Origin of the sequence: Novosphingobium sp., assembly GCF_032093395.1 — a bacterium.
Classification (GTDB): domain Bacteria; phylum Pseudomonadota; class Alphaproteobacteria; order Sphingomonadales; family Sphingomonadaceae; genus Novosphingobium.
This window is the reverse complement of sequence record NZ_DAMDBA010000005.1, coordinates 23,193-48,256: the sequence shown is the minus strand read 5'-3', so window position 1 is coordinate 48,256 and position 25,064 is coordinate 23,193. Positions and strand designations below refer to the sequence as shown.

The 25,064-nt window shown below is 64.8% G+C and carries 26 protein-coding genes and 1 tRNA gene; 17 read left to right on the top strand and 10 right to left on the bottom strand.

The genetic code is table 11. The features are described 5' to 3' along the window. The first annotated feature begins 69 nt into the window (after positions 1–69). The 4 genes from RT424_RS03140 to RT424_RS03125 all read left to right on the top strand — a co-directional run bounded on the left by RT424_RS03140 (position 70) and on the right by RT424_RS03125 (position 2,340). On the top strand, positions 70–441 hold the full coding sequence (locus RT424_RS03140; RefSeq protein ID WP_313434476.1) for a MerC domain-containing protein: 372 nt from the start codon (positions 70–72) through the stop codon (positions 439–441). Between the two features lie 67 nt (positions 442–508). Then, positions 509–721 carry a sulfur carrier protein ThiS gene (gene thiS / locus RT424_RS03135; protein WP_313434475.1) on the top strand — a complete coding sequence of 71 codons (213 nt, stop codon included), beginning with the start codon at positions 509–511 and terminating at the stop codon, positions 719–721. Positions 722–776: 55 nt separating this feature from the next. Further along, positions 777–1,574: a thiazole synthase gene (locus RT424_RS03130; RefSeq protein ID WP_313434474.1), complete on the top strand. Its 798-nt coding sequence runs from the start codon at positions 777–779 to the stop codon at positions 1,572–1,574. A gap of 238 nt (positions 1,575–1,812) precedes the next feature. Further along, complete coding sequence (locus tag RT424_RS03125; protein WP_313434473.1) at positions 1,813–2,340, top strand: hypothetical protein; 528 nt, start codon at positions 1,813–1,815, stop codon at positions 2,338–2,340. 52 nt (positions 2,341–2,392) lie between these two features. Here RT424_RS03125 and RT424_RS03120 read toward each other — a convergent pair whose 3' ends face one another. Next, positions 2,393–2,890, bottom strand: a complete 498-nt coding sequence (locus tag RT424_RS03120; RefSeq protein ID WP_313434472.1) for an MmcB family DNA repair protein — start codon at positions 2,888–2,890, stop codon at positions 2,393–2,395. Between the two features lie 159 nt (positions 2,891–3,049). Here RT424_RS03120 and RT424_RS03115 point away from each other — a divergent pair. Next, positions 3,050–3,126, top strand: a tRNA-Arg gene (locus RT424_RS03115). Positions 3,127–3,205: 79 nt separating this feature from the next. On the opposite strand, the gene RT424_RS03110 is transcribed toward RT424_RS03115, so the two are convergent. The 7 genes from RT424_RS03110 to RT424_RS03080 all read right to left on the bottom strand — a co-directional run bounded on the left by RT424_RS03110 (position 3,206) and on the right by RT424_RS03080 (position 12,191). Next, entirely contained in the window at positions 3,206–3,520 is a 315-nt protein-coding gene (locus RT424_RS03110; protein WP_313434470.1) for a TM2 domain-containing protein, read from the bottom strand. Positions 3,521–3,599: 79 nt separating this feature from the next. Continuing rightward, positions 3,600–6,908, bottom strand: coding sequence for an error-prone DNA polymerase (locus RT424_RS03105; protein ID WP_313434468.1), 3,309 nt, complete (start codon positions 6,906–6,908; stop codon positions 3,600–3,602). Next, the gene (locus RT424_RS03100) at positions 6,905–8,419 is read right to left on the bottom strand and encodes a DNA polymerase Y family protein (protein ID WP_313434467.1); all 1,515 of its coding nucleotides are present in this window, start codon (positions 8,417–8,419) and stop codon (positions 6,905–6,907) included. Before RT424_RS03100 ends, RT424_RS03105 begins: the two co-directional genes overlap by 4 nt. Continuing rightward, positions 8,325–9,044, bottom strand: a complete 720-nt coding sequence (locus RT424_RS03095; protein ID WP_313434466.1) for a hypothetical protein — start codon at positions 9,042–9,044, stop codon at positions 8,325–8,327. The genes RT424_RS03100 and RT424_RS03095 overlap by 95 nt, the downstream gene beginning before the upstream one ends. A gap of 237 nt (positions 9,045–9,281) precedes the next feature. Further along, positions 9,282–10,085 (bottom strand): enoyl-ACP reductase FabI, encoded by an 804-nt coding sequence (gene fabI / locus RT424_RS03090; RefSeq protein ID WP_313434465.1) that lies wholly within the window; start codon positions 10,083–10,085, stop codon positions 9,282–9,284. Then, the gene (locus RT424_RS03085; protein WP_409521432.1) at positions 10,082–11,014 is read right to left on the bottom strand and encodes a YihY/virulence factor BrkB family protein; all 933 of its coding nucleotides are present in this window, start codon (positions 11,012–11,014) and stop codon (positions 10,082–10,084) included. Before RT424_RS03085 ends, fabI begins: the two co-directional genes overlap by 4 nt. 196 nt (positions 11,015–11,210) lie before the next feature. Beyond that, entirely contained in the window at positions 11,211–12,191 is a 981-nt protein-coding gene (locus RT424_RS03080) for a DnaJ C-terminal domain-containing protein (RefSeq protein ID WP_313434462.1), read from the bottom strand. A 162-nt stretch (positions 12,192–12,353) separates the two neighbouring features. On the opposite strand from RT424_RS03080, the gene pdxH reads away from it, so the two are divergent. From pdxH to nadC, 11 genes are all read left to right on the top strand, one after another. Then, on the top strand, positions 12,354–12,971 hold the full coding sequence (gene pdxH, locus RT424_RS03075; protein ID WP_313434461.1) for a pyridoxamine 5'-phosphate oxidase: 618 nt from the start codon (positions 12,354–12,356) through the stop codon (positions 12,969–12,971). Between the two features lie 8 nt (positions 12,972–12,979). Next, entirely contained in the window at positions 12,980–13,909 is a 930-nt protein-coding gene (locus RT424_RS03070; RefSeq protein ID WP_313434459.1) for a cation diffusion facilitator family transporter, read from the top strand. Between the two features lie 232 nt (positions 13,910–14,141). Next, positions 14,142–14,876, top strand: coding sequence for a sterol desaturase family protein (locus tag RT424_RS03065; RefSeq protein WP_313434458.1), 735 nt, complete (start codon positions 14,142–14,144; stop codon positions 14,874–14,876). Beyond that, complete coding sequence (locus tag RT424_RS03060) at positions 14,873–15,292, top strand: DUF2141 domain-containing protein (RefSeq protein ID WP_313434457.1); 420 nt, start codon at positions 14,873–14,875, stop codon at positions 15,290–15,292. The genes RT424_RS03065 and RT424_RS03060 overlap by 4 nt, the downstream gene beginning before the upstream one ends. Before the next feature lie 83 nt (positions 15,293–15,375). Continuing rightward, complete coding sequence (locus RT424_RS03055; RefSeq protein ID WP_313434455.1) at positions 15,376–16,665, top strand: MFS transporter; 1,290 nt, start codon at positions 15,376–15,378, stop codon at positions 16,663–16,665. A gap of 76 nt (positions 16,666–16,741) precedes the next feature. Then, on the top strand, positions 16,742–17,554 hold the full coding sequence (locus tag RT424_RS03050) for a hypothetical protein (RefSeq protein WP_313434453.1): 813 nt from the start codon (positions 16,742–16,744) through the stop codon (positions 17,552–17,554). A gap of 121 nt (positions 17,555–17,675) precedes the next feature. Further along, positions 17,676–19,034: a M48 family metalloprotease gene (locus tag RT424_RS03045; RefSeq protein WP_313434452.1), complete on the top strand. Its 1,359-nt coding sequence runs from the start codon at positions 17,676–17,678 to the stop codon at positions 19,032–19,034. 84 nt (positions 19,035–19,118) lie between these two features. Next, positions 19,119–19,829 carry a DsbA family protein gene (locus RT424_RS03040; protein WP_313434450.1) on the top strand — a complete coding sequence of 237 codons (711 nt, stop codon included), beginning with the start codon at positions 19,119–19,121 and terminating at the stop codon, positions 19,827–19,829. A 65-nt stretch (positions 19,830–19,894) separates the two neighbouring features. Continuing rightward, complete coding sequence (locus RT424_RS03035) at positions 19,895–21,058, top strand: histidine kinase (protein ID WP_313434449.1); 1,164 nt, start codon at positions 19,895–19,897, stop codon at positions 21,056–21,058. A gap of 46 nt (positions 21,059–21,104) precedes the next feature. Further along, positions 21,105–21,902 carry a LytTR family transcriptional regulator DNA-binding domain-containing protein gene (locus RT424_RS03030; RefSeq protein WP_313434447.1) on the top strand — a complete coding sequence of 266 codons (798 nt, stop codon included), beginning with the start codon at positions 21,105–21,107 and terminating at the stop codon, positions 21,900–21,902. A 234-nt stretch (positions 21,903–22,136) separates the two neighbouring features. After that, entirely contained in the window at positions 22,137–22,997 is an 861-nt protein-coding gene (gene nadC, locus RT424_RS03025; protein ID WP_313434445.1) for a carboxylating nicotinate-nucleotide diphosphorylase, read from the top strand. Positions 22,998–23,037: 40 nt separating this feature from the next. On the opposite strand, the gene RT424_RS03020 is transcribed toward nadC, so the two are convergent. After that, on the bottom strand, positions 23,038–23,493 hold the full coding sequence (locus RT424_RS03020; protein WP_313434443.1) for a nucleoside deaminase: 456 nt from the start codon (positions 23,491–23,493) through the stop codon (positions 23,038–23,040). A gap of 118 nt (positions 23,494–23,611) precedes the next feature. Between RT424_RS03020 and rpmB the strand changes: the two genes are divergently transcribed. Beyond that, the gene (gene rpmB / locus RT424_RS03015) at positions 23,612–23,902 is read left to right on the top strand and encodes a 50S ribosomal protein L28 (protein WP_021233867.1); all 291 of its coding nucleotides are present in this window, start codon (positions 23,612–23,614) and stop codon (positions 23,900–23,902) included. A gap of 177 nt (positions 23,903–24,079) precedes the next feature. Here the strand turns inward: rpmB and RT424_RS03010 are convergent, their stop codons facing one another. After that, the gene (locus RT424_RS03010; RefSeq protein WP_313434441.1) at positions 24,080–25,060 is read right to left on the bottom strand and encodes an esterase-like activity of phytase family protein; all 981 of its coding nucleotides are present in this window, start codon (positions 25,058–25,060) and stop codon (positions 24,080–24,082) included. Positions 25,061–25,064 lie beyond the last annotated feature (4 nt).

Genomic DNA, 25,064 nt, shown 5'->3' with positions numbered 1-25,064 from the left:
CGTCGACCGAATGTTTCTTCGCACGGTCGGGGCTTGATGAATGTTACAACGTCACATACATGGACATTCATGCGTACCGCCATCATCGCGATTCGAAACCGGCTGGACCGGGCAGGCATCGTCCTTAGCGGTCTTTGCGCGATCCATTGCGTGCTCGGCGTTTTCTTCGTGGGATTCCTGGGGCTTGGCGGCGAAGTTCTGCTGGCACCCGAAGTCCATCGCGTGGGCCTGGCACTGGCGTTGGTGGTCGGCATCGTTTCGCTAGGCTTCGGTGCCCTGCGTCACGGGCGGGTCGGACCGCTGGTTGTCGGGGGCATCGGATTGGCGCTCATGGCAGCGGCGATCGCGGTAGGTCATGGCCTTGCGGAATCGATTCTGACGATCGTCGGCGTCGCGCTGGTTGCCCTTGCGCACATCCGGAACTTGCACCGCGCGCATTGAGGGTTCTTTCCGGGAAAGTGCCGATTGGACACTTTCCAAATCGATTCTCCGCGCTATCTGCGGCCTTATGGCTGCTGAACTCTCCCTTGTCGTGAACGGCGAACCGCGCCGCGTACCCGCAGGCTCGTCGATCGCCGACCTTGTTTCCAGTATCGGACTGGACCCCAAGAAGGTCGCCGTCGAGCTGAACGGAGAGATCGCGCCGCGCTCCACGCTGGCCGAGGTCGCGCTGTCCGACGGCGACGTGCTGGAGATCGTCCACTTCGTCGGCGGCGGCTGAACAGGCGGCAGCTTACCCAATTCCGATATACCCGTTCCCCGAAAGGATGCGAACCTTGACCGATACTGCTGCTGATACCTGGCCTGAGGATACCTGGACCGTTGCTGGCCGCACCTTCCGTTCGCGCCTGATCGTCGGCACCGGCAAGTACAAGGATTTCGAGCAGAACGCGGCTGCGGTCGCGGCTTCGGGCGCGGAAATCGTCACCGTGGCGGTGCGCCGGGTGAATGTTTCCGACCCCAAGGCGCCGATGCTGACGGATTTCATCGATCCGAAGAAGATCACCTATCTCCCCAATACCGCCGGGTGCTTCACCGCAGACGACGCCATCCGCACTCTGCGCCTGGCGCGCGAAGCGGGCGGCTGGGATCTGGTGAAGCTGGAAGTTCTGGGCGAGGCGCGCACGCTCTATCCCGACATGCGCGAAACGCTGAAGGCGACGGAAATTCTGGCGAACGAAGGTTTCCTGCCGATGGTCTACTGTGTGGACGATCCGATCGCGGCCAAACAGCTTGAAGAAGCTGGCGCCGTGGCGGTGATGCCGCTGGGCGCGCCGATCGGTTCGGGACTGGGCATCCAGAACAAGGTCACCGTGCGGCTGATCGTGGAAGGTGCCAAGGTGCCGGTTCTGGTCGATGCCGGCGTGGGCACCGCCTCGGAAGCCGCCGTGGCGATGGAATTGGGTTGCGACGGGGTGTTGATGAACACGGCCATAGCCGAGGCGCGCGATCCGATCCGGATGGCCCGCGCGATGAAGCTGGCGGTGGCGGCGGGGCGCGATGCCTACCTCGCCGGACGTATGGCCCAGCGCCGCTACGCCGATCCGTCCAGCCCGCTGGCCGGTCTCATCTGAAAATTTTTGCCTGACAATGGTCCGCGGTCGGCCTCTCGATCTTCCGACGAGAGCCGATCCCGGCCGAAAAGCGCCGCCAGGGCGTTATTGACGCTGTCCCGAATTGAAATCCTGCGCGAATCTTACCGGGAATATCGGACACAAACCTTTGCGCAGTTAAGGCTGTAGCAACCGATGTGGCAGAAATTGGTTTTAGTGACAGGGAGGATAGTCCTTCCGTGTCACGAGGATCAGGACCATGACTCACACGGGAAAGGCCACCATCACCATCAGCGAACTGCGGGAGTTCGCCAGCTTCACCCCCTGCGAACAGCGCTATATCCGCCGCAGCCTTGACGTAGGGCTCGGCCGGCAGGACGCGCTCGGTCTCTGGGCGCGTGACGGCGTTGAGGCCACCTCGATCCGAAAGCAGTACGATGCCTACGGCGATCTGGCGGAATTGCGGGACATGCGGCCCGACGAATTCGGGTTCGACGATATCACGGCTTTCATGGGCAAGCTGGTGCACATCGCGGCGTTCGATCTGGCGCAGGATCGCATCGAATCGTTTCCCGCCTTCCGGTTTCTTTACGAGCGCCTGCTTGGCGGTTGGGTGCGGCCCTGGCTGCCCGGAGCCTTCTGTGGCGCAGCGGCCCTGCCGCAGATTCGCCCCGACCGCCGCAAGACCCTGCTCCACTCGATAAGCGAGGCGGCCGCCACGGCCGCTGGCTGGTCGGAACGGGAGCCGTCGTTCTATCCGGAATGGATCGAGAAGGAAATCGCGTGACTTTCGGCACGATCCGGGGCGCCGAAGCTTTTTGGCGGCTCCGGATCGTCCGTCAGCTTTCCCCACCCCACTGTTGAGTCTGTGGATCGCCCAGAGTGACGAGCCGCCGGAGCGCGGCGCGTGCCAGGCGTTCCGTCTCCACCTTGCGGCGTGCGGCGGCAAGCTGGCTGAGTGGGGCAGGGCGCAGAATCTCCGCGTCGTAACCGTCGGCCACGATCACGCCGCACCTGTCCGGCAGAAACGGTTCGGTTTCGAGCGGGGCACGGTCCAGCGAAGGTGGCAGGCCCCAGTAGAAACGGTCGCAATAGTCGAGATAGTCGGTCCACTTTCCGTCGCCGAGCAGATCGGCGCGTGAAACCTTGATCTCCACGATGATGACATGGCCCTTGGCATCGATGCCCATGAGGTCTGCCCTTCGGCCGCAGCGCAGCGGCATTTCCGGCAGACACCAGATGTCGTTGCGGGCAAAAAGCCGCCCGATTCCACGCGCGACATCGGTAGCCACGAAGGAGAGCGGGAGCGGCGAGAGAAAGGAATCAGCTTCGGCCATCGCGGCATAATAGGAACATAGAGAGAACTATCAAGCCGTCGGCATGCGGATGTCGATCGGCTGAGAGCTTTTTTCGCGAAGGTTTTCCCAAGCCTATGTTGTCGTGGATGGATTTGGCGCTGGAAACGCCGCTCACGCTCTGCTAGTCGCCCCAGCACTGCACCCGTAGCTCAGCTGGATAGAGCGCTGCCCTCCGAAGGCAGAGGCCACAGGTTCGAATCCTGTCGGGTGCACCATTTTCCCACATTTCAGGCAAATTGCGTCGGCCGGGCGGCGTTTGCGTGCCGCCCGTGGTGCTTTAAGCCCCGTGTTGCTTTACGCGAGGACGCGGTGGACGAGGTTGGTGTTGAAGGCGCGCAGCCAGCCGGGGATCAGGAAGGCGTCGATCAAGACCCAGATGCCCAGCGGCACCAGCAGCAGAAGGCCCAGGCCGAGCAGCCAGATCGTGGCCCAGCCCACCAGGAACATCGCCAGTTGAACGATGCCGCTGCCGATCTTTCCGGCATAGAAACGGTGTGCGCTCAGAGCGCCGAGGAAGAACCACAGCAGATAAGTTACGCCGGTGGACTTGGCATTCGCCTGATAGAGCAGGCCGGCCATGGCCGCATTTTGTGAACCCGTGTCGGACATCGATACCCCCGTCAGTAAGAGAAGGGGGATGCGATATTGCCATGTCTTTAAAAAATCACTGAATTTCTTCGATGCAGGGTCAATGGAAATCCCGTGAGCGGGGCAGAATCCGCACATTGCGGGGGTGATGGTGGCGGACGACCTCATCACCGTTGGAGAGTTGCGGATGAGTCTCGTGGTCTTCGGACAGGCGGCCCAGTTCCGGCGTCCTGTCGTGGATGCGCTGGGCCATGAGGTGGATGACGCCTTCGGGGCTGCGCTGGACGAGGCCCTCCACCACCATCAGCCGCGCGGCCATGACCGGGCGGCGATAGATCTCGAACAGCCTTTCCCAGATCACCACGTTGGCGATGCCGCCTTCGTCTTCCAGGGTGACGAAGATCGCCTTGCCTTCTCCCGGTCGCTGACGGACCAGGACCACGCCCGCGACCTTGACGCGCTTGCCGGCTTTCGCCTGCGCGAGTTCGGCACAGCTCAGCACGCCTTCCGCCGCGAAGACCGGGCGCAGGAAGTCCATCGGATGCGCCTTTAGGGACAGGCGGGTGGTCTGGTAGTCCGCCGCGACTTGTTCCGACAGGGGCATGGCGGGCAGGGCGGCCGGGGGCTCCTCGCCCAGTTCTCGGGCGCGGGCGGCGGCGAAGAGGGGGAGTTCGCCGCTGGGGGTGCGCCGCGCTTCCCACAGGCCCTCGCGCCGGTCGAGGCCGAGCGAGCGCAAGGCGTCGGCATCGGCCAGGAGATTGAGCGCGCGTTGCGGCAGGTCGGCACGGCGGGCGAGGTCTTCGAGATTGGTGTAGGGCCGGTGGTCCTTGATCGTCTTTGCCCAAGTCTTGCTGAAACCGTGAATCTGGCGCAGGCCGAGGCGCAGCGCGAGCTTGCGGTTCGTATCCGGTTCCAGAGTGCAATCCCATTCGCTGTGATTGGCATCGATGGCGCGAACTTCCACGCCGTGCTCCTGCGCGCAGCGCACGATCTGGGCCGGGGCGTAGAAGCCCATGGGCTGCGAATTGAGCAGGGCGGCGGCGAAGACGGCCGGGTAGTGGTGCTTGATATAGGCCGAGACCCAGACCAGTCGCGCGAAGGCGAGGGCATGGCTTTCCGGGAAGCCGTAGCTGCCGAAGCCTTCGATCTGCTTGAAGCAGCGCTCGGCGAAATCCTTCTGGTATCCGCGCGCGACCATGCCGCCGACCATCTTGCCGCGCAGGGAGTCGATGGTGCCGACATTGCGGAAAGTCGCCATGGCGCGGCGGAGCTGGTTGGCTTCGGAATCGGAGAAGTTCGCGGCGGTGATCGCCAGCCTCATCGCCTGTTCCTGAAACAGCGGGACGCCCATGGTTTCGCCGAGGACTTCCTTCAATTCGTTGGGATCATGGGGAGGGGCGGGAGAAGGAAACTCGGGCTCTTCGATTCCCTGCCGCCTGCGCAGATAGGGATGCACCATGTTTCCCTGAATCGGACCAGGGCGGACGATGGCGACCTGAATCACCAGATCGTAGAACTTCACCGGTTTCAGGCGGGGCAGCATATTCATCTGGGCGCGGCTTTCGACCTGGAACACGCCGATGCTGTCGCCCTTCTGAAGCATCTCGTAGACCGCTTTGACATGCGGAGGGTTATTCCTGTGGTCCTTCTCGTCACCCGGCACCGAGTTCAGCTGGTACTGGTGGCCGATGTGAGTCCCGATCATCGCGAAAGCCTTGCCGATGCAGGTCAGCATGCCCAGCGCCAGAATATCGACCTTCATCAGGCCGATCGTGTCGATGTCGTCCTTGTCCCACTCGATGAAAGTGCGTTCGTCCATGGCCGCGTGATGAATCGGCACGGTTTCGTCGAGCCGGTCCTGAGTCAGCACGAAGCCGCCGACATGCTGAGAGAGGTGGCGGGGGAATTCCAGAATCGCCTCGGTGAAGCGATTGACCCGCGCGATCGTCGGGTTGTCGGGATCGAGTCCGGCTTCGAGGCAGCGATTGCGGTCGTATTTCGCGGCATGGCTGCCCCAGACGGTGCTGGCGAGCCGGGCGGTCACGTCCTCGCTCAGGCCCAGCGCCTTGCCGGTATCGCGGGCGGCGCTGCGCGAGCGGTAGTGGATGACGGTGGCGGCGATCCCGGCCCGCTCGCGGCCATAGCGCCTGTAGATATACTGCATCACCTCCTCGCGCCGTTCGTGATCGAAGTCGACGTCGATATCCGGCGGCTCCTTGCGCTCGGTGGAGATGAAGCGGGAGAACAGCAGGGTGTTCTTCACCGGATCGACGGCGGTGATGCCGAGCACGAAGCAGACTGCGGAATTGGCCGCCGAACCCCGGCCCTGGCAGAGGATGCCCTGCCCCTGCGCCCACTGGACGATATCGTGGACGGTAAGAAAGTAGGCGGCGTAGTCCTGCTGGCCGATGATCTCCAGTTCTCCGGTGAGCAGCTTGGTCAGTTTGTCGGGAATGCCTTGCGGGTAGAGATCGCGCGCCCGGCTCCAGACCAGTTCGGTCAGCCAGCCTTGCGGAGTATAGCCGTAGGGCACCGGTTCGTGCGGGTACGTGTAGCTCAGGTCTTCGAGTTTGAAGGCGATGCCGTTCATGAAGTCCTGGGTGGCGGCGATGGCTTCGGGGGCGGCGGCGAAGAGGCGGGCCATTTCGGCGGCGGGTTTCAGGTGCCGTTCGGCATTGGCGGCGAGGCGGCGACCGGCGGCCTGAACCGTGGTCTTTTCGCGGATCGCGGTCATGACATCGTGCAGGGGTCGCGCTTCCGGCTTGTCGTACTGCGCATCGTTGATGGCGATCAGCGGCACGCCGGTCCTGGCTGCCTGCTCGCGCAACGCTGCGAGGCGACGAGCATCGCGGCCCTGTCGCAGCATCGTCGCGCCCTGCCAGACTTTGCCGGGTGCGGCATCCGAGAGTTGGCGCAGCATCTCGTCGGAGGTGGGCGTGGCAACGATAAGCTGCATGTCCTCCAGGAATTCGAGCAGGTCGTCGAAATGCAGCACGCAGTTGCCCTTGGTGGTGCGCAAGTTGCCGGTGGTGAGCAGGCGGGTAAGGCGACCCCAACCATAGCGGGTGGTCGGGTAGGCCAGGATTTCCGGGGTATCGTCGGCAAAGGCCAGCCGCGCGCCGACCATGAGGCGGAATTTGAGGGTATCTTCTTCGTCTTCGTCTTCGTCTTCGTCTTCGTCCTCTTTCCCTGACTCTTGCCTTTCCGCTTTTACCTTTTCCGCGAACTGGCGCAGCGCGGCGAGGGCGCGGGCGACGCCGGACACGGTATTGCGGTCGGCGATGCCGATGCCGGGATGGCCGAGGGCCAGGGCCACCAGCGCCATGTCTCCCGGCGTGCTAGCGCCGCGCAGGAAGGAATAGGCGGTCGTCGTCGCGAATTCGACGTAAGCAGGCGTTTCGGCGCTCATGCGAAGACGCCGTGGAGATACCAGCGCGGATCGGCCTTTTCGCTGCCGTAGAGGCCGTGGCGGAACAGCCAGAAGCGGCGGCCCTCCTCGTCCTCGATGCGGTAGTAATCGCGCGTGGGGCCGGTCGCCTCGACCGTCTTCCACCAGGGATAGGCAAGGCGTTCGGGGCCTTCCTGCCGCACCACCCGGTGCTGCCGTCCCTGCCAGCCGAACCGGCGCGGCGGGCCGTCGGGCACTTCGGCCAGCACGGTGACGGGCTGGGGCGGCTCGAACAGGAACAGCGGGCGCAAGGGCGGTTCGCCCGCTTCCGGCTGGGGCCAGGATTGCGGCCGAGACGCGGCCGGGACGAGTCGATCGGCATATTCCGGCAAGTGTTCGTCGCGCGGGGCGAAGCGGTGGAGGCATTCGGCGCCGAAGCGTACCTGCAAGCGGTCTAGCAGAGGGGCGAGGTCGGGCCTGCCGGAATCCTCCTGGTCCAACCGATCCTGCCCTTCGGACACGTCTTCGTGCAGGGGAACGGACAGGCGCAGGAGGTCGTAGCCGAAGCCCGGATCGAGCGGGTCGGAAAGCGATTCGATGCGCTCGCAAAACAGCCGTGCGACATCGGCGGGTTCGCGCAGTGGCAACCCGCTGTCGATGGTCAGTCGGGCGACATGACCATCGGTGCGGAACAGCGAGACTTCGTAGCGCCGCCCGCCGCGTCCGCGCGCCACGAGGAGGTCGCGAGCCTGCCCCGCCAGCCATTCGATCACGCCGAGCAGGGGTTTCACCGTGGCCATCGGCTCGGCGAAGCGCTGCTCCACCCAGATCGGGGGCAGGGTGCGATGCGGGGTAATGCGCCGGTCCTGCTCTTCCAGCAGATGGGCGAGCGCGATCGACATGGCCTTGCCGAATCGCGCCGCGAGAGGCGCGCGCGGACGGTCCGCGAGTTGCCCGATTGTGCGCAGCCCGGCGCGCCCGAGGGCGAGGTGGGCATCGCCTTCGAGGCCGAGCGCGGCCACCGGCAACTCCCGCACGGATCGCTTGCCGAAGCGGGCGAGGGCAAGGGCGGCATCGGGTGTGCCGGCGCAAGCGGCCAGCGGATGGAAACCCAGTCGGGAAAGCCGAGCGACGAGATCGTCCCGGACCTCGCCTTCGTTCATGGCCAGACTGTCGAGACAGCCGGTGAGGTCCAGCACCAGGGCGTCGTCGCCTTGGGGGGCGACGGTCGGGGTATAGCGTTCGCAGGCTTCGGCCAGGCGCAGGAGCAGGGCGTGGTCCGCTTCGGGGCGGTGTTCCAGCGCGGCGAGATCGGGTTCCTGCGCGCGGGCGTCGGCCAGCATCATGCCGGCCGAAAGGCCGAGCGAAAGCGCCGCGGGAGACAGCGCCATGATGCGCTGCGCCCCGCGTTGCTTGGCGATGAGGGCGAAGGCCGCGTCAGGCGGCGCTGCGCCTTCCCGCATCGCCCGTTCGGACGGCAGGAAGGGCAGGACGACCGCCAGATAGCGGCGCACTGAAGGTGCCTCGCTCACGATCCCATTCCAGTTGCAGTTTGAGTCCATCGCGCCCGCCGCGCCGGCGCAGCAGGGTCACCTCGAAGACCGGCCCGCCGGGGGCATTCGCGGGCAGGGGGACCGAAGGCGCGCTGGCGACCTGCCAGCGGGTAAGCGCGGCGCTGGGTGCGGGGTCTGCGCCGCTACGGACGATCATGACCATGGTGCCGCTCTGTTCTGCCGCCAGGGCGAGGCGCCGGGAGGCGGTAAGGTCGAAGGCCGGCGCGCGGCCGTCCATCTCCATCACCACCGCTCCCGCGCTGCCATGGCGAACACAGTCGATGCCCGCGCGCAGCAGGCTCTGGAAGTCGGGCAGGCGCATCAGCACCATCGCGGCGGGATCCAGGCCCATTTCGGCAAGGCCCGGCGCATAGGGACGCTGCCGGGACTGTTTGCCTTTTGCCAGCCTTAGCCAGAGCAACGGCTCTCCGGCCTTGCGCCCCTGGATCGCACAGAGCAGCGCCAGAGCGAGCGCGGCGCCGTCTCCACTTTGAGTAGCATAGAATTCGTGGACACCGTCCTGTTGCAACGGCACATCCGGCCAGCCTTCCAGAGAGGGCTGGACCAGACTCGCTGCACGTTTGAGGCGACTCGAATCGAACATATGTTCCTTTTATGTTCTATTCTTGTCCTGTGCAATTTGAGTCTGGATCAGGCAGGGATTCGGCTGTGGGTATTCTCTTCCCAGCTAGCCGCGCTTATGAAAAGACTGCGTTTTTCGGCCCAAGGCATCCGTCAAAGATCAACGTCATCCTGAACTTGGGGAGTGTGGGCCTTTAACCGGCACGGAAAAGGGGCCGGAAGTTTCCTCCCGGCCCCTTTTCCATTCAGATCGCGTCGATCAGCTCAGCGCGATGTCCGGAGCGTCTTCCTGTTTCATGCCGACGAGGTGGTAGCCCGCATCGACATGGTGGGTCTCGCCGGTGACGCCCGAAGAGAGATCCGAGAGGAAGTAGAGGCCCGAGCCGCCCACATCGTCGATGGTGACGTTGCGGCGCAGCGGCGAGTTCAGCTCGTTCCACTTCAGGATGTAGCGGAAATCGCCGATGCCGCTGGCGGCCAGGGTCTTGATCGGGCCGGCCGAGATCGCGTTCACGCGGATGTTCTGCGGGCCGAGATCGTTGGCGAGGTACATCACCGAGGCTTCCAGCGCAGCCTTGGCGACGCCCATGACGTTGTAGTGGGGGACGACCTTTTCCGCGCCATAGTAGGTCAGCGTCAGGATCGATCCGCCTTCCGGCATCATCGCCGCCGCGCGCTTGGTGACGGCGACGAGGCTGTAGGCCGAGATGTTCATCGTCATCAGGAAATTGTCGAGGCTGGTGTCGACGTACTTGCCGCGCAGCTCGTTCTTGTCCGAGAAGCCGATGGCGTGGACGATGAAGTCGATCGTCGGCCAGCGGTCCGCCAGCTTTTCGAAGGCGCCGTCCAGCGCGGCCATGTCGGAAACGTCGCAATCGATGAGGAAATCGCTGCCGAGGCTTTCGGCCAGCGGCTTCACGCGCTTCTCCAGCGCTTCGCCCTGATAGGAGAAGGCCAGTTCCGCGCCCTGTTCGTGCAGCTTCTTCGCGATGCCCCAGGCCAGGGACTTGTCGTTGGCAAGGCCCATGATCAGGCCGCGTTTACCCTGCATCAGACCGGTCATTCTTGTTCTTCCTGTACTTCGTTGTTCTGTGCAGCGGCGCTGCTTTTCCCGTCCGGGCCCCCGGCAAGCATCTCCTGCTCCTCGGGACTGACGGTAAGGGCGGCGTTGAGTTCCGCGCCCGCGACCATCCCTAGTCCGACTACCCAGAAAAAGAAAAGCGCGATCATCACTCCGGCGAGACTTCCGTACGTCAAATCGTAAGCGATGAAATTGCGCAACACTTTCGGAAGCACCCATGCGGCCCCCAGCCACCACCCCGCGACCAGCAGCGGACCCGGCCACTTCGGATAGCGGCGGGCCTGGTAGCGCGAGGGTGTCAGCAGGAAAAACAGCGCATAGAGCGAGGCGAACAGGGTGGCCGCGGATATGCCGCGCGAGATGCCGATCTGGTAGTTGAAGGCCTTCAGGGCCGGGAACAGGGTCAGCAGCACTTCCTCGATCACCGAGATCAGCACTTGCGAGGACAGCGAGAGCAGCAGGAGCAGCACCGATCCGAAGATCAATCCGGTGGAGGCCAGCCGGTTTCTCCAGAATTTCAGAGTCTTGGTGGTGCCGTAGGCGCGGTGCAGGATGTCTCGGATGGTCTCTATCAGGCTGGTCGCCGTCCACAGCCCCAGCACGCCGCCGACCCACAGCAGCCAGCCGTGCCGCGCGGCCACGGCATCGCGGGCCACCGGAGCAAGGGATTCCTCCACACGGGGCGGCAGCGAGTTGAGCACCGCGTCGATCGCGCTTTCGAGCTGGCCTTGCTCGCCCAGCGCCGAATAGATGGCGGCCAGGGCGATGAAGAAGGGAAACAGCGCGACGATCGTCATGTAGGCGAAGTTGCCGGCGTGGATGAAGCCGTCTTCCCAAGTTCCGGCGATCACGCGCTTGACCACGAGATAGGCGCGGCCGGAGGGATCGGGCAGGGGAAGCCGGTCCTGCATTTCCTGCCAACCCATTTCCTGCCAGCCTATTTCCTTCCAGCGCAGCGCCGCCCGGCGCCGGTCTTCCGGCGTTATCGCGGCAGGCGCTTCGCTAGGGAGTTCGGCTTTCACCGGAGGGAAATAGGCTGTGCGGGCAGAATGTTCAAATCTGGGGAAAATCGGGGGAGGGCGAACCGGATGACCATCGCCCCTCCCGTCAGATTCCCAGCTTTGCCCGGACGTCGCGCGGATCCTTCCACCCGTCCAGCCGCTTGGCGAGATCGGCGTCGTTCTCGGGCAGCACGATCTGGAGGGTGATCAGCAGATCGCCCCGGCTGCCGTCCTTGCGGACCATGCCGCGCCCCTTGAGGCGAAGCACCTTGCCCGAACTGGCTCCGGCCGGAACCGAGAGCATGACCGCGCCCGCGGCGGTCGGTGCCTTGACCTTGCTTCCGTTCAGCGCCTCGTCGAGAGTGATCGGCAGGTCCACGCGCAAGTCGTCCCCATCCTGGCGGAAGAAGGCGTGCGGCTGGATCTGGATGGTGACGATGGCATCGCCCGCACCGCCGGGCCCAACCTCGCCCTTGCCGGCGAGGCGCATCTGCGTGCCGTCCTCAAGCCCGTTCGGCAGCTTGAGATCGATCGTCTTGCCGTCCGACAGGGTGATGCGCTGCGGCTTCAGTTCGGCCGCATCGGTAAGGGGAACGGAGAGGCGGTAGTTCACGTTGCCGCCGCGCGGGGCGGCGCGGCCGCGACCCCCACCCATTCCGGCGCCCATTCCGGCACTTCCGCCCATGCCGCCGAATCCTCCGGCGCCGCGCTGGTTGCCGCCGCCGAATATGCCGCCGAACAGGTCTTCCAGGTCGATACCGTCATTGCCGCCGAACCCACCCGAAAAACCACGCTGTCCGCCGGGGCCGGAGCCGAACCCGGCTCCACCGAAGCCGCCGCTGCCGCCGCCGAAGCCCATCGGATTGCCTTCGGCATCGATCTCTCCGCGATCGAACCGTGCCCGCTTGTCCTTGTCCGAAAGCAGGTCATAGGCACCGGCGACCTCGGAGAAGCGTTCCGCGGCCTTGGGGTTATCCTTGTTGGTATCGGGGTGAAGTTCCTTGGCCAGCTTGCGATAGGCGGACTTGATGTCCTTCTCGCTGGCCGTGCGCGATACGCCAAGGGTGGAATAAGGGTCTGCTGCCATGGCATCCTAGCTAGGTGTGGACGGGCCGAACGGCAAGCTGTGCTTTCCTCCTTCCGGCGGCGCGTCTATGCACCGGCCATGTGCCCGAATGCCATCGGGAATTGTCGGGATATCGGCAGTTTTCGGTGGAGAGCATCAGGGCAGGCATTTCAGGAAGCGAAGATGGAAGCTGAACAGGCCCGCGAAGTCATCCCCCACGGCGATCCCTTCGCCCTGTTCAAGACCTGGTACGACGAGGCGCGAGAGACCGAGCCCAACGATTCGAACGCCATGGCGCTGGCCACCGCCACGCCGGACGGACTGCCGTCGGTCCGCATGGTCCTGCTCAAGGGCTACGGCCCCGAAGGCTTCGTGTTCTACACCAATGGCCACAGCCGCAAGGGGCAGGAAATCGCCTCCAATCCGCACGTCGCCCTGCTGTTCCACTGGAAAAGCCTGCGCCGCCAGATCCGGATCGAGGGCGAACTGACGCCGGTCACGCCCGAGGAGGCGGACGACTATTTCCATTCGCGGGCCCGCGATTCGCAGCTCGGCGCGGTCGCTTCCGACCAGTCGGCCCTGCTCGACAGCCGCGAGACGTTCCTGGCCCGCTACGAGGATGTCCGCAGCCGCTTCGGCGAGGGTGAGATCGAACGTCCCGCCCACTGGACCGGGTACCGCGTGGTACCCGCCGCCATCGAGTTCTGGCAGGATCGGCCCTATCGCCTTCACGAACGCCGCCGCTTCGTGCGCCATGACGATGCGCCCGGCGGCTGGGTCAGCTCGCTGCTTTATCCCTGAGCCCGATCTTGCACGAACACGCCCATCTCACCCGTAGCGCCGCCTTCGCCAGCATCGGCGTGGCCGTGCTGCTGCTCGGCCTGAAGGGCTGGGCGGCATGGTCCACCGGCTCCACGGCGATGCTTGGCAGCCTGGCCGATACCACGCTCGACCTGGTGGCCAGCGTGGCGACACTGCTGGGCGTATGGATCGCGGCGCAGCCGGCGGACGACAAGCACCGTTTCGGCCACGGCAAGGCCGAGGCGATCGCGGCTATGTTCCAGATCGTGCTGATCTCGATCTCGGCTCTCGCCATCGCCAGCCGCGCGGTCGAGGAGTTCCTGGCCGGCAGCCGGGTGGAGAGCGCGACAAGCGGCATCGCCGTGTCCTCGGTGGCGATCGCGCTGACTCTGGGGCTGGTGGCCTGGCAGCGCCATGTGGTGCGCAGGACCGGCAGCATCGCCATCCAGACGGACAGCGTCCACTACCAGTCAGACCTCCTGCTCAACGTGGCGGTGATCGTGGCGCTGGTGCTGGACCAGTATGCCGGGCTGAAAGGGGCGGACCCGCTGTTCGGGCTGGGCATCGCGGCCTGGCTGGGCTGGGGGGCCTGGAATGCCTCGCAGGATGTGCTCGACCAATTGATGGACCACGAGTGGCCGCAGGAGAAGAAGGACCGTTTTCTCCAGGTGCTGGCCCGCCACCCTGACATCACCGGCGTTCACGACATGCGCACGCGCACTTCGGGAAACCGGGACTTCGTGCAGTTCCACGTCTGGGTCGATCCCGAAATGACCGTGCGCGAGGCGCATCGGGTGATGGACGAACTGGAGCACCGGCTGGCAGTGGAGTTTCCGGATACGGAGATCCTGATTCATCCCGATCCCGAAGGGCTGGTGGACGAGGCCGGCGCGGCGGGAATGGACGTTCTGCCGCCGATCCGGGTTTCGCTGGATTGAGGGGCTGGGCGCTGAACACTACCCCCGCACCCGCCCCACTCGCGACGTCATCCTGAACTTGGTTCAGGATCCATTTTGCCGATTGAGCCGCCGTTGATGGTCAGAAATGGATCCTGAGCCGAAGGCCAGCGCAGCTAAACAAGTTCAGGAGGACGGGGGTGGCAGATCACGGATTCCACGTCACACGAAATTCGGCTGGCTTCAATATCGCCCACCGCGCATAAGCCCCTGCATGTCTGCGATTTCCGGTCCCGGCCTGTGGGCGCTCTGCGTTTCCGCCGTCACGATGACGGCGATCGTCGGTCTGCGCTATCTCGGCACCTCGGGGCTGTTCGCCTGGATCACCGGGCGGGTCAGGCCCGGGCTTTACACGGGAATGAGCCGCCAGATCCGGGGCGAGATCGGCTGGTCGCTGGCTTCCTCGGCGATCTACGGGATCCCCGCCGGCGTGGTCGCCTGGGGCTGGCAGGCGCACGGCTGGACGCTCATCTACACGGATCCCGATACCTGGCCGCTGTGGTGGATGCCGCTCTCGCTGTTCCTCTACCTCTTCCTCCACGATACCTGGTTCTACTGGACCCATCGCTGGATGCACCGGCCGCGCGTGTTCCGCCTGATGCACGCCGTCCATCATGCCAGTCGCCCGCCGACTGCATGGGCGGCGATGAGCTTTCATCCGCTCGAAGCCGTGACCGGAGCCGTCGTGGTTCCGGTGCTGGTATTCTTCGTGCCGATCCACGTCGGCGTGCTCGGCCTGGTGCTGACCGTCATGACGGTGATGGGCATCGCCAATCACATGGGCTGGGAGATGTTTCCCCGCCGCCTGGTCCACTCGCGCCTGGGACACTGGCTCATCACCGCCAGCCACCATCACCGCCATCATGAGCTCTATCGATGCAACTACGGCCTCTACTTCCGGTTCTGGGATCATCTCTGCGGCACCGATCGCGGCATATCGGCGCCTTGATCCTGGCGCTTTGCGCGCCGGGAGCGATGGGCGCGGCGGCCGTGCAATCGGACGTTTCCGCCTCGGTCACGGGGCTGCGTTCGCATAAAGGGCAGGTGCTGGCCTGTCTCACCACCAATCCGCAAGTCTTCCCCAATTGCGACAAGGATCCGTCCGCCCGCAAACTGACGGTACCGGCCACCGGAGACGTGAAGCTGGATTTCGGACCGGTGCCGGAAGGGCGCTATGCGATTTCGCTGGTCCATGACGAGAACGGCAACGGCAAGCTCGATACCGCCCTGATGATCCCGCGCGAGGGCTTCGGCTTTTCGCGCGATGCGCCGGTGCGGATGGGACCGCCGCGGTTCGACAAGGCGGCTTTCGATGTCGGGGCCGAAAACACCCGCATGGCGATCAAGATGCGCTATCTGTTGTGAAGGCCGGGGCCTCCCTTGCGATGCCCGAATCTGCGGCCTAACCCGTAGCCCGGAGAGACCGGAAAGATGAACGGGACGAAGTCTTGAGCAAGGAAGAGGACATCGTCGAAGGGGCCGTCCACACGGCCACGACGGGACTGGTGCCCCAGCCCGTGCACGGCACGTTCTCGCCTTTCCGCTATCCGGTATTTCGCGCGATCTGGATCGCCAACCTGTTTTCCAACGTCGGCTCCACGCTCCAGGGCGTGGGCGCTGCCTGGCTGATGACCGAACTGACGCCTTCGCACCAGCTGGTGGCGCTGGTCCAGGCCTCCGCAACGGTGCCGATCATGCTGTTCGGCGTCTTCGCGGGCGCCATTGCCGACAACTACGACCGGCGGCTGGTGATGCTGGCCGCGCAAGGCGGGATGCTCACCGTTTCGGCGGCGCTCGCGGTCATGAGCTGGCTCGGCTGGCTGACGCCGTTCCTGCTGCTGGCCTTCACGCTCAGTGTCGGCACCGGCACGGCGCTCAATTCCCCGGCCTGGCAGGCTTCGGTGCGCCAGCAGGTTCCACACGACCAGTTGCCCCAGGCGATCGCGCTCAATTCGATCTCCTTCAACATCGCGCGCTCGATCGGCCCGGCGGTGGGCGGCCTCCTGATCTCCCTGTGGAACGTCTCATTCGCCTTTGCGATCAATGCGATCAGCTATATCGGCCTGATCGGCGTGCTGCTGTGGTGGCGGCCCGAGCCGCGCCGGATAGACCGGCGGCCGATCCTGCCCGCCGTGGGCATCGGCATCCGCTACTGCTTCGGCAACGGACCCTTGCGACGGTTGTTGATCCGCGGCTTCGCACTCGGCTTCAGCCTAGCGGCCTATCAGGGCCTGCTTCCCGCCGTGGTGAACGATTCCATGCACGGGACGGAGATCGACTTCGGCATGATGCTGGGTCTGTTCGGGATCGGCTCGATCGCCACCGCCCCTTTCATCGGCCGCATCCGCCATGCCATGGGCCTGGAAGGCATTCTCGCGCTCGGCGCGGCGATGTTCATCTTCGCCTTCTCGGTCGTCGCCATCGCCCACGACCTGCTTCATGCGCTGCCGGCCGCCTTCGTGGCGGGCAGCGCATGGGTGCTGATCCTGACCACGCTCAACACCGCCGTTCAGCTTCGCTCTCCCGACGAAATCCTGGGACGCTGCCTGTCGATCTACCAGGCGGTGACGTTCGGCGGCATGGCGCTCGGTTCCTGGACCTGGGGGGCTCTGGCGGACTGGAAGGATCTGCCTTTCGCGCTCCACGCCGCCTCGGTGTTCCTGATCGTGTCCTTCGCGGTGCTGCGTTTCCTGGCGCCCCTGCCGCGACTGGGGGAAGGCGTTTTGCGTCAGAAGTAGCGGGCCAGAAGTAGCGGGCTTAAACCTTATTTCACCCTGTCCGGTCACAAGGGAGCAGAAGGTCAGCGGGGTAGCGATGGACAGGTTGCGCGGCGAATATTGCGAAGAGGTAGCCGCCATGGCCCCGCCTGCCGCGCGGGACGAGCGCCGCCTGCAAGTGCGCGCCTACAACTTCTGGGCAAGCCTGCTGGGCGATCGCGCCTTTCCCGATCCCGCCGATCTCGACCCGGCCGGTCTCCCGGACTTCGGACCCCACGGTGTCCTCCTCGATCTCGCGGCAGGGCCGGAGGATCCGGCGATCGTCTGGCTCGGCCCGGCGCTGGCGCAGGAGTGCGGCGCGGACGTGACGATTCGCAGGCTGAGCGATGTGCCCGGCGGATCGCTGCTGGCACGGATCACCGACCATACCCGTCAGACTCTGGCCAACCAGGCGCCGGTCGGCTTCGAGGCGGCATTCGTGAACCGTCAGGGCGCGACCATTCTCTATCGCGGCATTCTGCTGCCTTTCTCGCGGGATCAGTTGGCGATCGACTGCATCTATGGAGTCGTCAACTGGAAGGAGCAGGACCGATCCCAAGAGGCCGAAACGGCTGTCCCGATCCCGATCGATCCGGCCCTCGATCCTGCCGCGCCACGCCGGTCGGCGCCGTTGACCGAATGGGCGGATGGTCCGGCCGCCTCCGATGCAGACGTGTCGCGCGGTGTCTGCGGCGAGATGGCGCAAGGCTTGCGGGCCCTGCCTTCCCGATCTCTCGACGACCTGGGGCATTCGGCGGAGTTCACCGTGCTGGTGGCCCGGCGCGACGAATCCGGCCAGCTGGTCCTGCTGGGTGAAGTGGCCGACGATGCCGCGCTGCTGGCGCGGGCCGCCGGGCATCTGCTGGGATAAGGCGCGCGGAGAGTCCTTGCCAGCGGGCGCGCCGCCGCTAGGCTGAGGTTTCCGCCCAAGCCCAACCTGCAAAGGGGCGTCTTCAGCGCCCGTTCAGGCCCAAAAGGCCCCAAGAGAGCCCATGTCCTTCGCGCGAATTGCCGCACTCTTCCTGAGTCTCCTGGCGCTGCTCGGCTGGTCCGTCGCGCCGGCCAGCGCGCAGTCGATCCTGCGAGACGCCGAGACAGAAGCCCTGCTAAAGGACATGGCGCGCCCGTTGATCACGGCGGCGGGGCTGAATCCGAATCATGTCGACATCGTCCTGATCAACGATCCTTCGGTGAACGCCTTCGTGGCAGGCGGGCAGGCCGTCTACGTTCACAGCGGCCTGATCAACCAGGCCGACACCGCCGCCGAAGTGCAGGGCGTGATCGCGCATGAGCTTGGCCACGTCACCGGTGGGCACGCCGTGCTGAACCAGGGCGCGAAGCCGGCCTCCAACATCTCGATCCTCTCCCTCCTGCTCGGCGCCGCTGCGGCGGCCGCGGGTGCGGGGGAGGCCGCCATGGGCGTGATCATGGCCGGGCAGCAGGCCGCCATGGGCAAGTACCTGGCCTATAGCCGCTCGCAGGAAGCCTCCGCAGACGCGGCGGGCGCGCAATACCTTTCCACGGCGGGCATCAGTGGTCGCGGCTCGGTGGAGTTCTTCAAGAAGCTCCAGAACCTGGAATTCCGCTACGGCTACCGGCCGCAGAGCGGGGACGAGTTCTATTCCACCCACCCGCTCACCGGAGACCGCATCCAGACGCTCCAGGACGTCTACGAAAAGGATCCAGCCTGGACCAAGCCGGACGATGCCGCGATCCAGCAACGCTTCGTGCGCATGAAGGCCAAGCTGTTCGGCTATCTGGCCGAGCCGCGCGACGTGTTCCGCATCTATCCGGAAACGGACAACTCGGTGCCGGCGCATTATGCCCGCGCCTATGCCTATCACCGCCAGTCGCAGCTCGATCGGGCGCGGGCAGAAACCGACGCCCTGCTCATGGTCGATGCCGCCGACCCCTATTTCCTGGAGCTGAAAGGCCAGATCCTGCTGGAAGCGGGGCAGCCGGGCGAAGCGCTGGTCCCGTTGCGCAAGGCCACCGAACTGACCGGCTACCAGCCGCTGATCGCCACGCTGTTCGGCCACGCGCTGATCGCCACCGAGGATACCGCCCATTTCAAGGAGGCGCAGACGGTCCTGAAGAACGCGGTGGCGCGCGATCGCGAGAATCCTTTCGCGTGGTACCAGCTGGGCACGATCTATGCCGCCAACGGCGACATGCCCCGTGCACGTCTCGCCAGCGCCGAGCAGCAGTCGCTGACCGGCCAGATGGACGCCGCGCTGATGAGCGCGCAGGCGGCCGAAGCAGGCTTGCCCAGCGGCTCTCCAGACTGGCTGCGGGCGCAGGATATCGAGATGCAGGCCCGCGCCGAGCTGGAGCGCAAGAAGAAGCGATGAATCGTGATTAACCGGTCGGGCTATGGCAGGCCCTGCTGCGCTCCGCTAAGGGCGGTTCTCACTTTCACAGGATTTTCGACGACGATGGGTAATGGCACGAAGTTCGCAGTGATCGCCGGTTGCGTCGCGCTGGTCGGCCTGGGCGGCTGGTTCGGAGGCCGCGTCGCGGTGGAGAAGGTGGTGCACGACTACATCCTCGAAAATCCCGAAATTCTCCCCCAGGCGATGGAAAACCTGCAGCGCAAGCAGGCCAGCCAGCAGCTTGCCGGAGTTCGCCAGAACGTGGAGACGCCGTTCCCCGGCGCCGTCCTGGGCAATCCGAACGGCACGGTCACCATGGTCGAATTCAGCGACTATGCCTGCGGCTATTGCCGCCGCAGCCTGCCGGACGTGGCGGAACTGCTGAAGAAGAACCCGGACCTGCGCATCGTCGTGCGCGAATTGCCGATCATCGGCCCCGAAAGCCCCGCCGCCGCGAAGATGGCGCTGGCCGCCGCCGAGCAGGGCAAGTTTCCGCAGTTCCACGATGCCATGTTCGCCATGGGGCAGGTCGATGCCCAGAGCATCGAAGCTGCCGCCCAGAAGGCCGGGCTCGACATGGAGCGTGCTCGCAAGGTCGCAGCCGGACCAGCGGTCGAGCAGGAGCTTTCGCGCAATCTGGAAATCGCCCAGAGGCTCGGTTTCAGCGGCACGCCGAGCTGGGTGGCGGGTGAGCGGCTGATTTCCGGCGCGGTCGGCGTCGATCAGCTGTCGCAAGCGATAGCCGAAGCGAGGGGCGACGGGAAAAAGAGCTGACGGAACGGGCTCCGCGCCATTTTCGACAGTTTCCGCTTCGGTAATAATTCGGCTAGGAAGCAGGCATGAGCGTCCTGCCGATCCAGCCCATTCCGTTCTTTGCCAACAAGGACAAGGCCTTCTGGCGTCTTCAATTCGTGGGGTGGGGCGGCGCGATGCTGCTTCGCGCCATGTCCACGATCGCCAATGCCCAGCCCTTGTCCTACCTGGTGCTCGTGCTGATCGCCACGGTTACCGGCTTCTCGATCTCGCTGGTGCTTTCGGTGGTCTATCGCACGCTGATTACCAAGCGGGCGCTGGTGACCTGGGGCCTTACCGCCCTGATCCTGCCGTTCGCGGTGGGCCTGCACGCCTTCATCGATGCCTGGGTGATCTCGCTCTACCGGACGGACAGCGATTCCAGTTTCGCGCAGCTGTTCATCGGCGTGTTCTACCTGGACGCCACCCTGCTCGGTGCCTGGTCGGCGCTCTATTACGCGATCAACTTCTACCTCCAGGTGGAAGAGCAGAACGACCAGATGATCCGGCTGGAGAATCAGGCGACTCAGGCCCAGCTGGCCATGCTGCGCTACCAGCTCAACCCGCACTTCCTGTTCAACACGCTGAACTCGATCTCGACCCTGGTGCTGCTCAAGCAGACCGAGCCGGCCAATGCCATGCTCAGCCGCCTGTCGTCGTTCCTGCGCTATACGCTCATCAACAAACCTTCGGCCCGGGTCACCGTGGCCCTCGAAGTGGAGACGCTCAAACTCTACCTCGACATCGAACTGATGCGATTCGAGGAACGGCTGCGCACCACGTTCAACATCGATCCGGAAACCGAGACCTGCCTTCTGCCCTCCCTGTTGCTCCAGCCGCTGGTCGAAAACTCGATCAAATATGCCGTGACGCCGCAGGAATCCGGGGCCGAGATCACCATCGTCACGCAACTCGTCGGGCCGATGCTTCGCATCACCGTCTCGGATACCGGGCCGGGCTTGCAAAGTCCGACAACCGACAACAGGTTGTCGGGCATGACTTACGATGGAGGGGAGCCGGTCTCCACTGGCGTCGGCCTGGCGAATATCCGCGACCGTCTTTCCCAGGCCTACGGAGAACATCACCGGTTTGAAACGATCGAGCCGATCGAAGGCGGCTTCGCCGTGCTCATCGAACTTCCCGCCGAACGCCAACCCACCCCGGAAGACATGCCAGAGCAGCCGCGGCAGCCCGTTTTCGCCGCGCGATGAAACATATTTGGCCCACAAGCGTTAGCCGGGCCGGAGAACGTAACTGATGACCATTCGCACCATCCTCGTCGACGACGAGAAACTCGCCATCCAGGGCCTCCAGCTTCGCCTGGAGAAGTATCCGGACGTCGAGATCATCGATACCTGCTCGAACGGCCGCGAGGCCATCCGCAAGATCAAGACCGAGAAGCCCGATCTCGTCTTCCTCGACATCCAGATGCCCGGTTTCGACGGCTTCTCGGTGGTCAAGGGCGTGATGGAGATCGAGCCGCCGCTGTTCGTCTTCGTCACCGCCTATCAGGAACATGCCGTCCGCGCCTTCGAGGCGAACGCGGTGAACTACCTGATGAAGCCGGTGGACGAGACCAAGCTGGACGACACCCTTGCCCGCGTGCGCCAGCGCCTGGCCGAGAAGCGCTCGTCGGACGAGGCGGAAAAGCTCAAGACGGTGCTGGCCGAAGTGGCCCCTGACGCCATCGATCACATTCCCGAAGAAAGCGATCCCAACGCGGACCGCTACGAAAAGCTCATCAACATCAAGGATCGCGGCCAGATTTTCCGCATCGATGTCGATTCGATCGAGCATATCGAGGCGGCGGGCGACTACATGTGCATCCGCACCGCTGACAACTCGCTGATCCTGCGTGAGACGATGAAGGATCTGGAGCGCCGCCTCGACCCGCGCGTGTTCCAGCGCGTGCACCGCTCGACTATCGTCAATCTCAACCAGGTCCGCCAGGTCAAGCCGCATACCAACGGCGAATGCTTCCTGGTTCTCGATTCGGGCGCGCAAGTGAAGGTCAGCCGCTCCTATCGCGACGTGATCGCCCGCTTCGTACACTGATTCGGGAAATGCGGAGGGCTCGTTGCCTTTCCGCATCCGGATTCACGCAGAGACGCGGAGACGCAGAGAGAACGTTCTGCGGCGCAGCCTTTTGCCCCGGTCCGCGATCAGCATGGGACTGAGGGAAAAGGCGGCTGCGCCGCAAGCGCTGTTCCTCTGCGTCTCCGCGTCTCTGCGTGAATCCCTCTCTTCGACACTCGACAATCCGCACATGACACGCGAAAGACGCGGGCCATGAGCACATTCGCGATCCCCGGTTTCGACCTGCCCGCCTTCGTCGATGCAACCCTGGCCGAGGACCTCGGCGTGGGCCTGCCGGGCGGTGGCCATGACGTGACGTCCGAAAGCGTGATCGAAGCCGACGCGCGTTTCTCCGGCGTCATGGATTCGCGCGATGCCGTCACCGTCGCCGGACTTCCCATCGCCGCAGCCTTCTTCCGCAAGCTCGACCCGGCGATGGAGATCGAGATCCTCGTCGAGGAAGGCGCCCGCGTAGCACCGGGTACCAAGCTCATGCGCCTTACCGGCAATGCCCGCGCCATGCTGACCGGCGAGCGCAGCGCGCTCAACACCGTCCAGCACCTCACCGGCATCGCCACGATGACCCGCGAATATGTGGACGCTATGAATGGTCATGCGACGCTGCTGGACACGCGAAAGACCATTCCCGGCCTGCGCCACCTCGAAAAGTACGCCACCCGCACGGGCGGCGCCCGCAACCACCGCATGGGCCTGTGGGATGCCGCCATGATCAAGGACAACCATGTCCTCGTCGCGGGCGGCGTGGGCCCGGCCGTGGCCCGCGCGAGGGCGGCAGGCGTGGCGCAGATCATCTGTGAGGTCGACCGCCTCGACCAGATCGAACCGGCCATCGCCGCCGGCGCGCATCACCTGCTCCTCGACAACATGGGGCCTGACGTGCTGCGTGAGGCCGTCGCCATCGTGGCAGGTCGAGTGCCCACCGAGGCCTCGGGCGGTGTGAACCTCTCCACCATCGGCGCGATCGCGGACTCGGGTGTGACTTACGTCTCGGTCGGCCGTCTTACCCAGAGCGCGCCCGCAGCCGACATCGGGCTGGATTTCACGCCGCTTTGAGAGTTTGAAAAATGCCTGCGGGGCATTTTCAAACAGACCCCTAACGCCTCGCCCTGAAGAAGCCGCGCAGCATTTCCGCCGCTTCCGATTCGCCCATGCCCGAATAGACTTCCGGCTTGTGCAGGCACTGGTCGTGCTCGAACACGCGCGCGCCGTGTTCCACTGCGCCGCCCTTGGGGTCGGCGGCGGCGTAATAGAGGCGGGCGATGCGCGCGTGGGCGATCGCGCCCGCGCACATGGCGCAAGGCTCTAGCGTGACCCAAAGCTCGCACCCCTCCAGCCGCTCGTTGCCGAGAATCAGCGCGGCGGCGCGAATCGCCTCGATTTCGGCATGGCTGGTGGGATCATGGCGCTCGCGCGGGCCGTTGCGGCCGGCGGCGATGACCTTCCTATCCTTTACCACGACGGCACCGATGGGCACTTCGCCGGAATCGGCGGCTTCACGGGCTTGCGCCAGGGCGAGTTCCATGTATTCGGGCAGAGGCCAGCGTGTCATGGCAATGCGCTAGACCTTCAAAAAGCTGTGCGCAACTTGACCTTCCCCCAGGGAATCGCTAAGGGCGCGCCTTCCCGTTTCTACGGCCACAGAATTTTTTCGAGCGAGAGTTAGAGACATGTCCCGCATCTGCGAACTGACCGGCAAGGGTCGCCAGGTCGGCTGCAACGTCAGCCACGCCAACAACAAGACCAAGCGCGTCTTCCTTCCCAACCTTCAGAACGTCACGCTGCTGTCGGACGGTCTTGAGCGCAGCTTCAAGTTCCGCGTCTCGACCCACGGTCTGCGCTCGGTCGAGCACAACGGTGGTCTCGACAACTGGCTGCTGAAGACCTCGGACGCCAAGCTCTCGACGCGCGCCCTCAAGGTGAAGCGCGAGCTGAAGAAGACCCAGGCCGTAGCTGCCTGATTTTCGCGCTCCCTGAGCGGAGCGTGAAAACAGTGTCTTGCGAAGGGCGTGCAAGCTGGCTTGCGCGCCTTTTCGCATGTCCGGGTTCGGCTGGCTGAGTCTGATAGGGCTCTAAAGAAACGCAGCTAAACAAGTTCAGGATGACGTCTGTGCTGGACGGACCGTCCGGCTACTCTTTCAGGGCAACTCGGCCGGATCGACGCTCATCTTCCAGACTATCGTGCGCTGGAGCGGCGAATAGTTGTCGTCCGAGATCAGCCACACCGTAAGGCGCCCGTCCTGCCGCGGCGCAATGGCGATTCCCTCGAAATTGTCTATCGGCAGGTCAGAGGACAGCCGCGCGACTTCGGTTACCTTCCAGGTGCCGCCGGGACGAATCGTGGCAGGGTCGCCAATGGCGATGCGGCCGGCAAAGCGCTGGGGCATCGGCCAGATCAGGCGCCGCATCAGGATCAGGAGGCGGCCATCGGGCAATTGCGCCATGTCGGTGGGGCTGAAGCCTACCGGCCCATCCAGCGTGAAGGCCCGTCCATCGGGATGCTCGGTGGGATCTGCGCTGAACAGCGCCGCCTGGTGCAAGTGGTCGCTCCAACCCACGTAGCCTTCGCGCAAGGCCACGAAGCGCCCGTCCCGCAGCCGGGTCAGCGATTCGGGGCCGGAATTGACACCCCAATCCTTCATGACGACGGGGCTGACCTTGCGCTCGATCTCGTAGGCCGGGTTCATCCGGTAGATGGCATTGCGGCCTTCGAGCCCGAGCCAGATCGTGCCCTTGTCGTCCTGCGTCGCGGATTCGACATCGCGTGCAGCCTTGTCGGCATCGTTCGACAGGGGCAGGTCGCCCATCCGGCTTTCGGCCTGCGACCGGCCGGGCGCGTTGAATTCCAGGAATCCACCCGAATCGCTGAGCGCCAGCATCGTTCCGCCCTTGCGCAGCAGGATCGCCGAGTAGCTTCCGAAGGAGTGGGTACGGCTATGCGCCTGCCAGACTTCCTCCAGCCGGAACGCGCCAAGGCGGGGAGCCACACGCTTCGCAGGCGGCATGGCCAATCGGCTGAAGGATAGCTCGAACCGTTTGAACTTGGGGTGCTCCGGCGTGCGGCCCCAGGTCAGCGGCAACAGGCTCAGCAGGACGAGAAGGGCAATGGTGCGGCGCACAAGG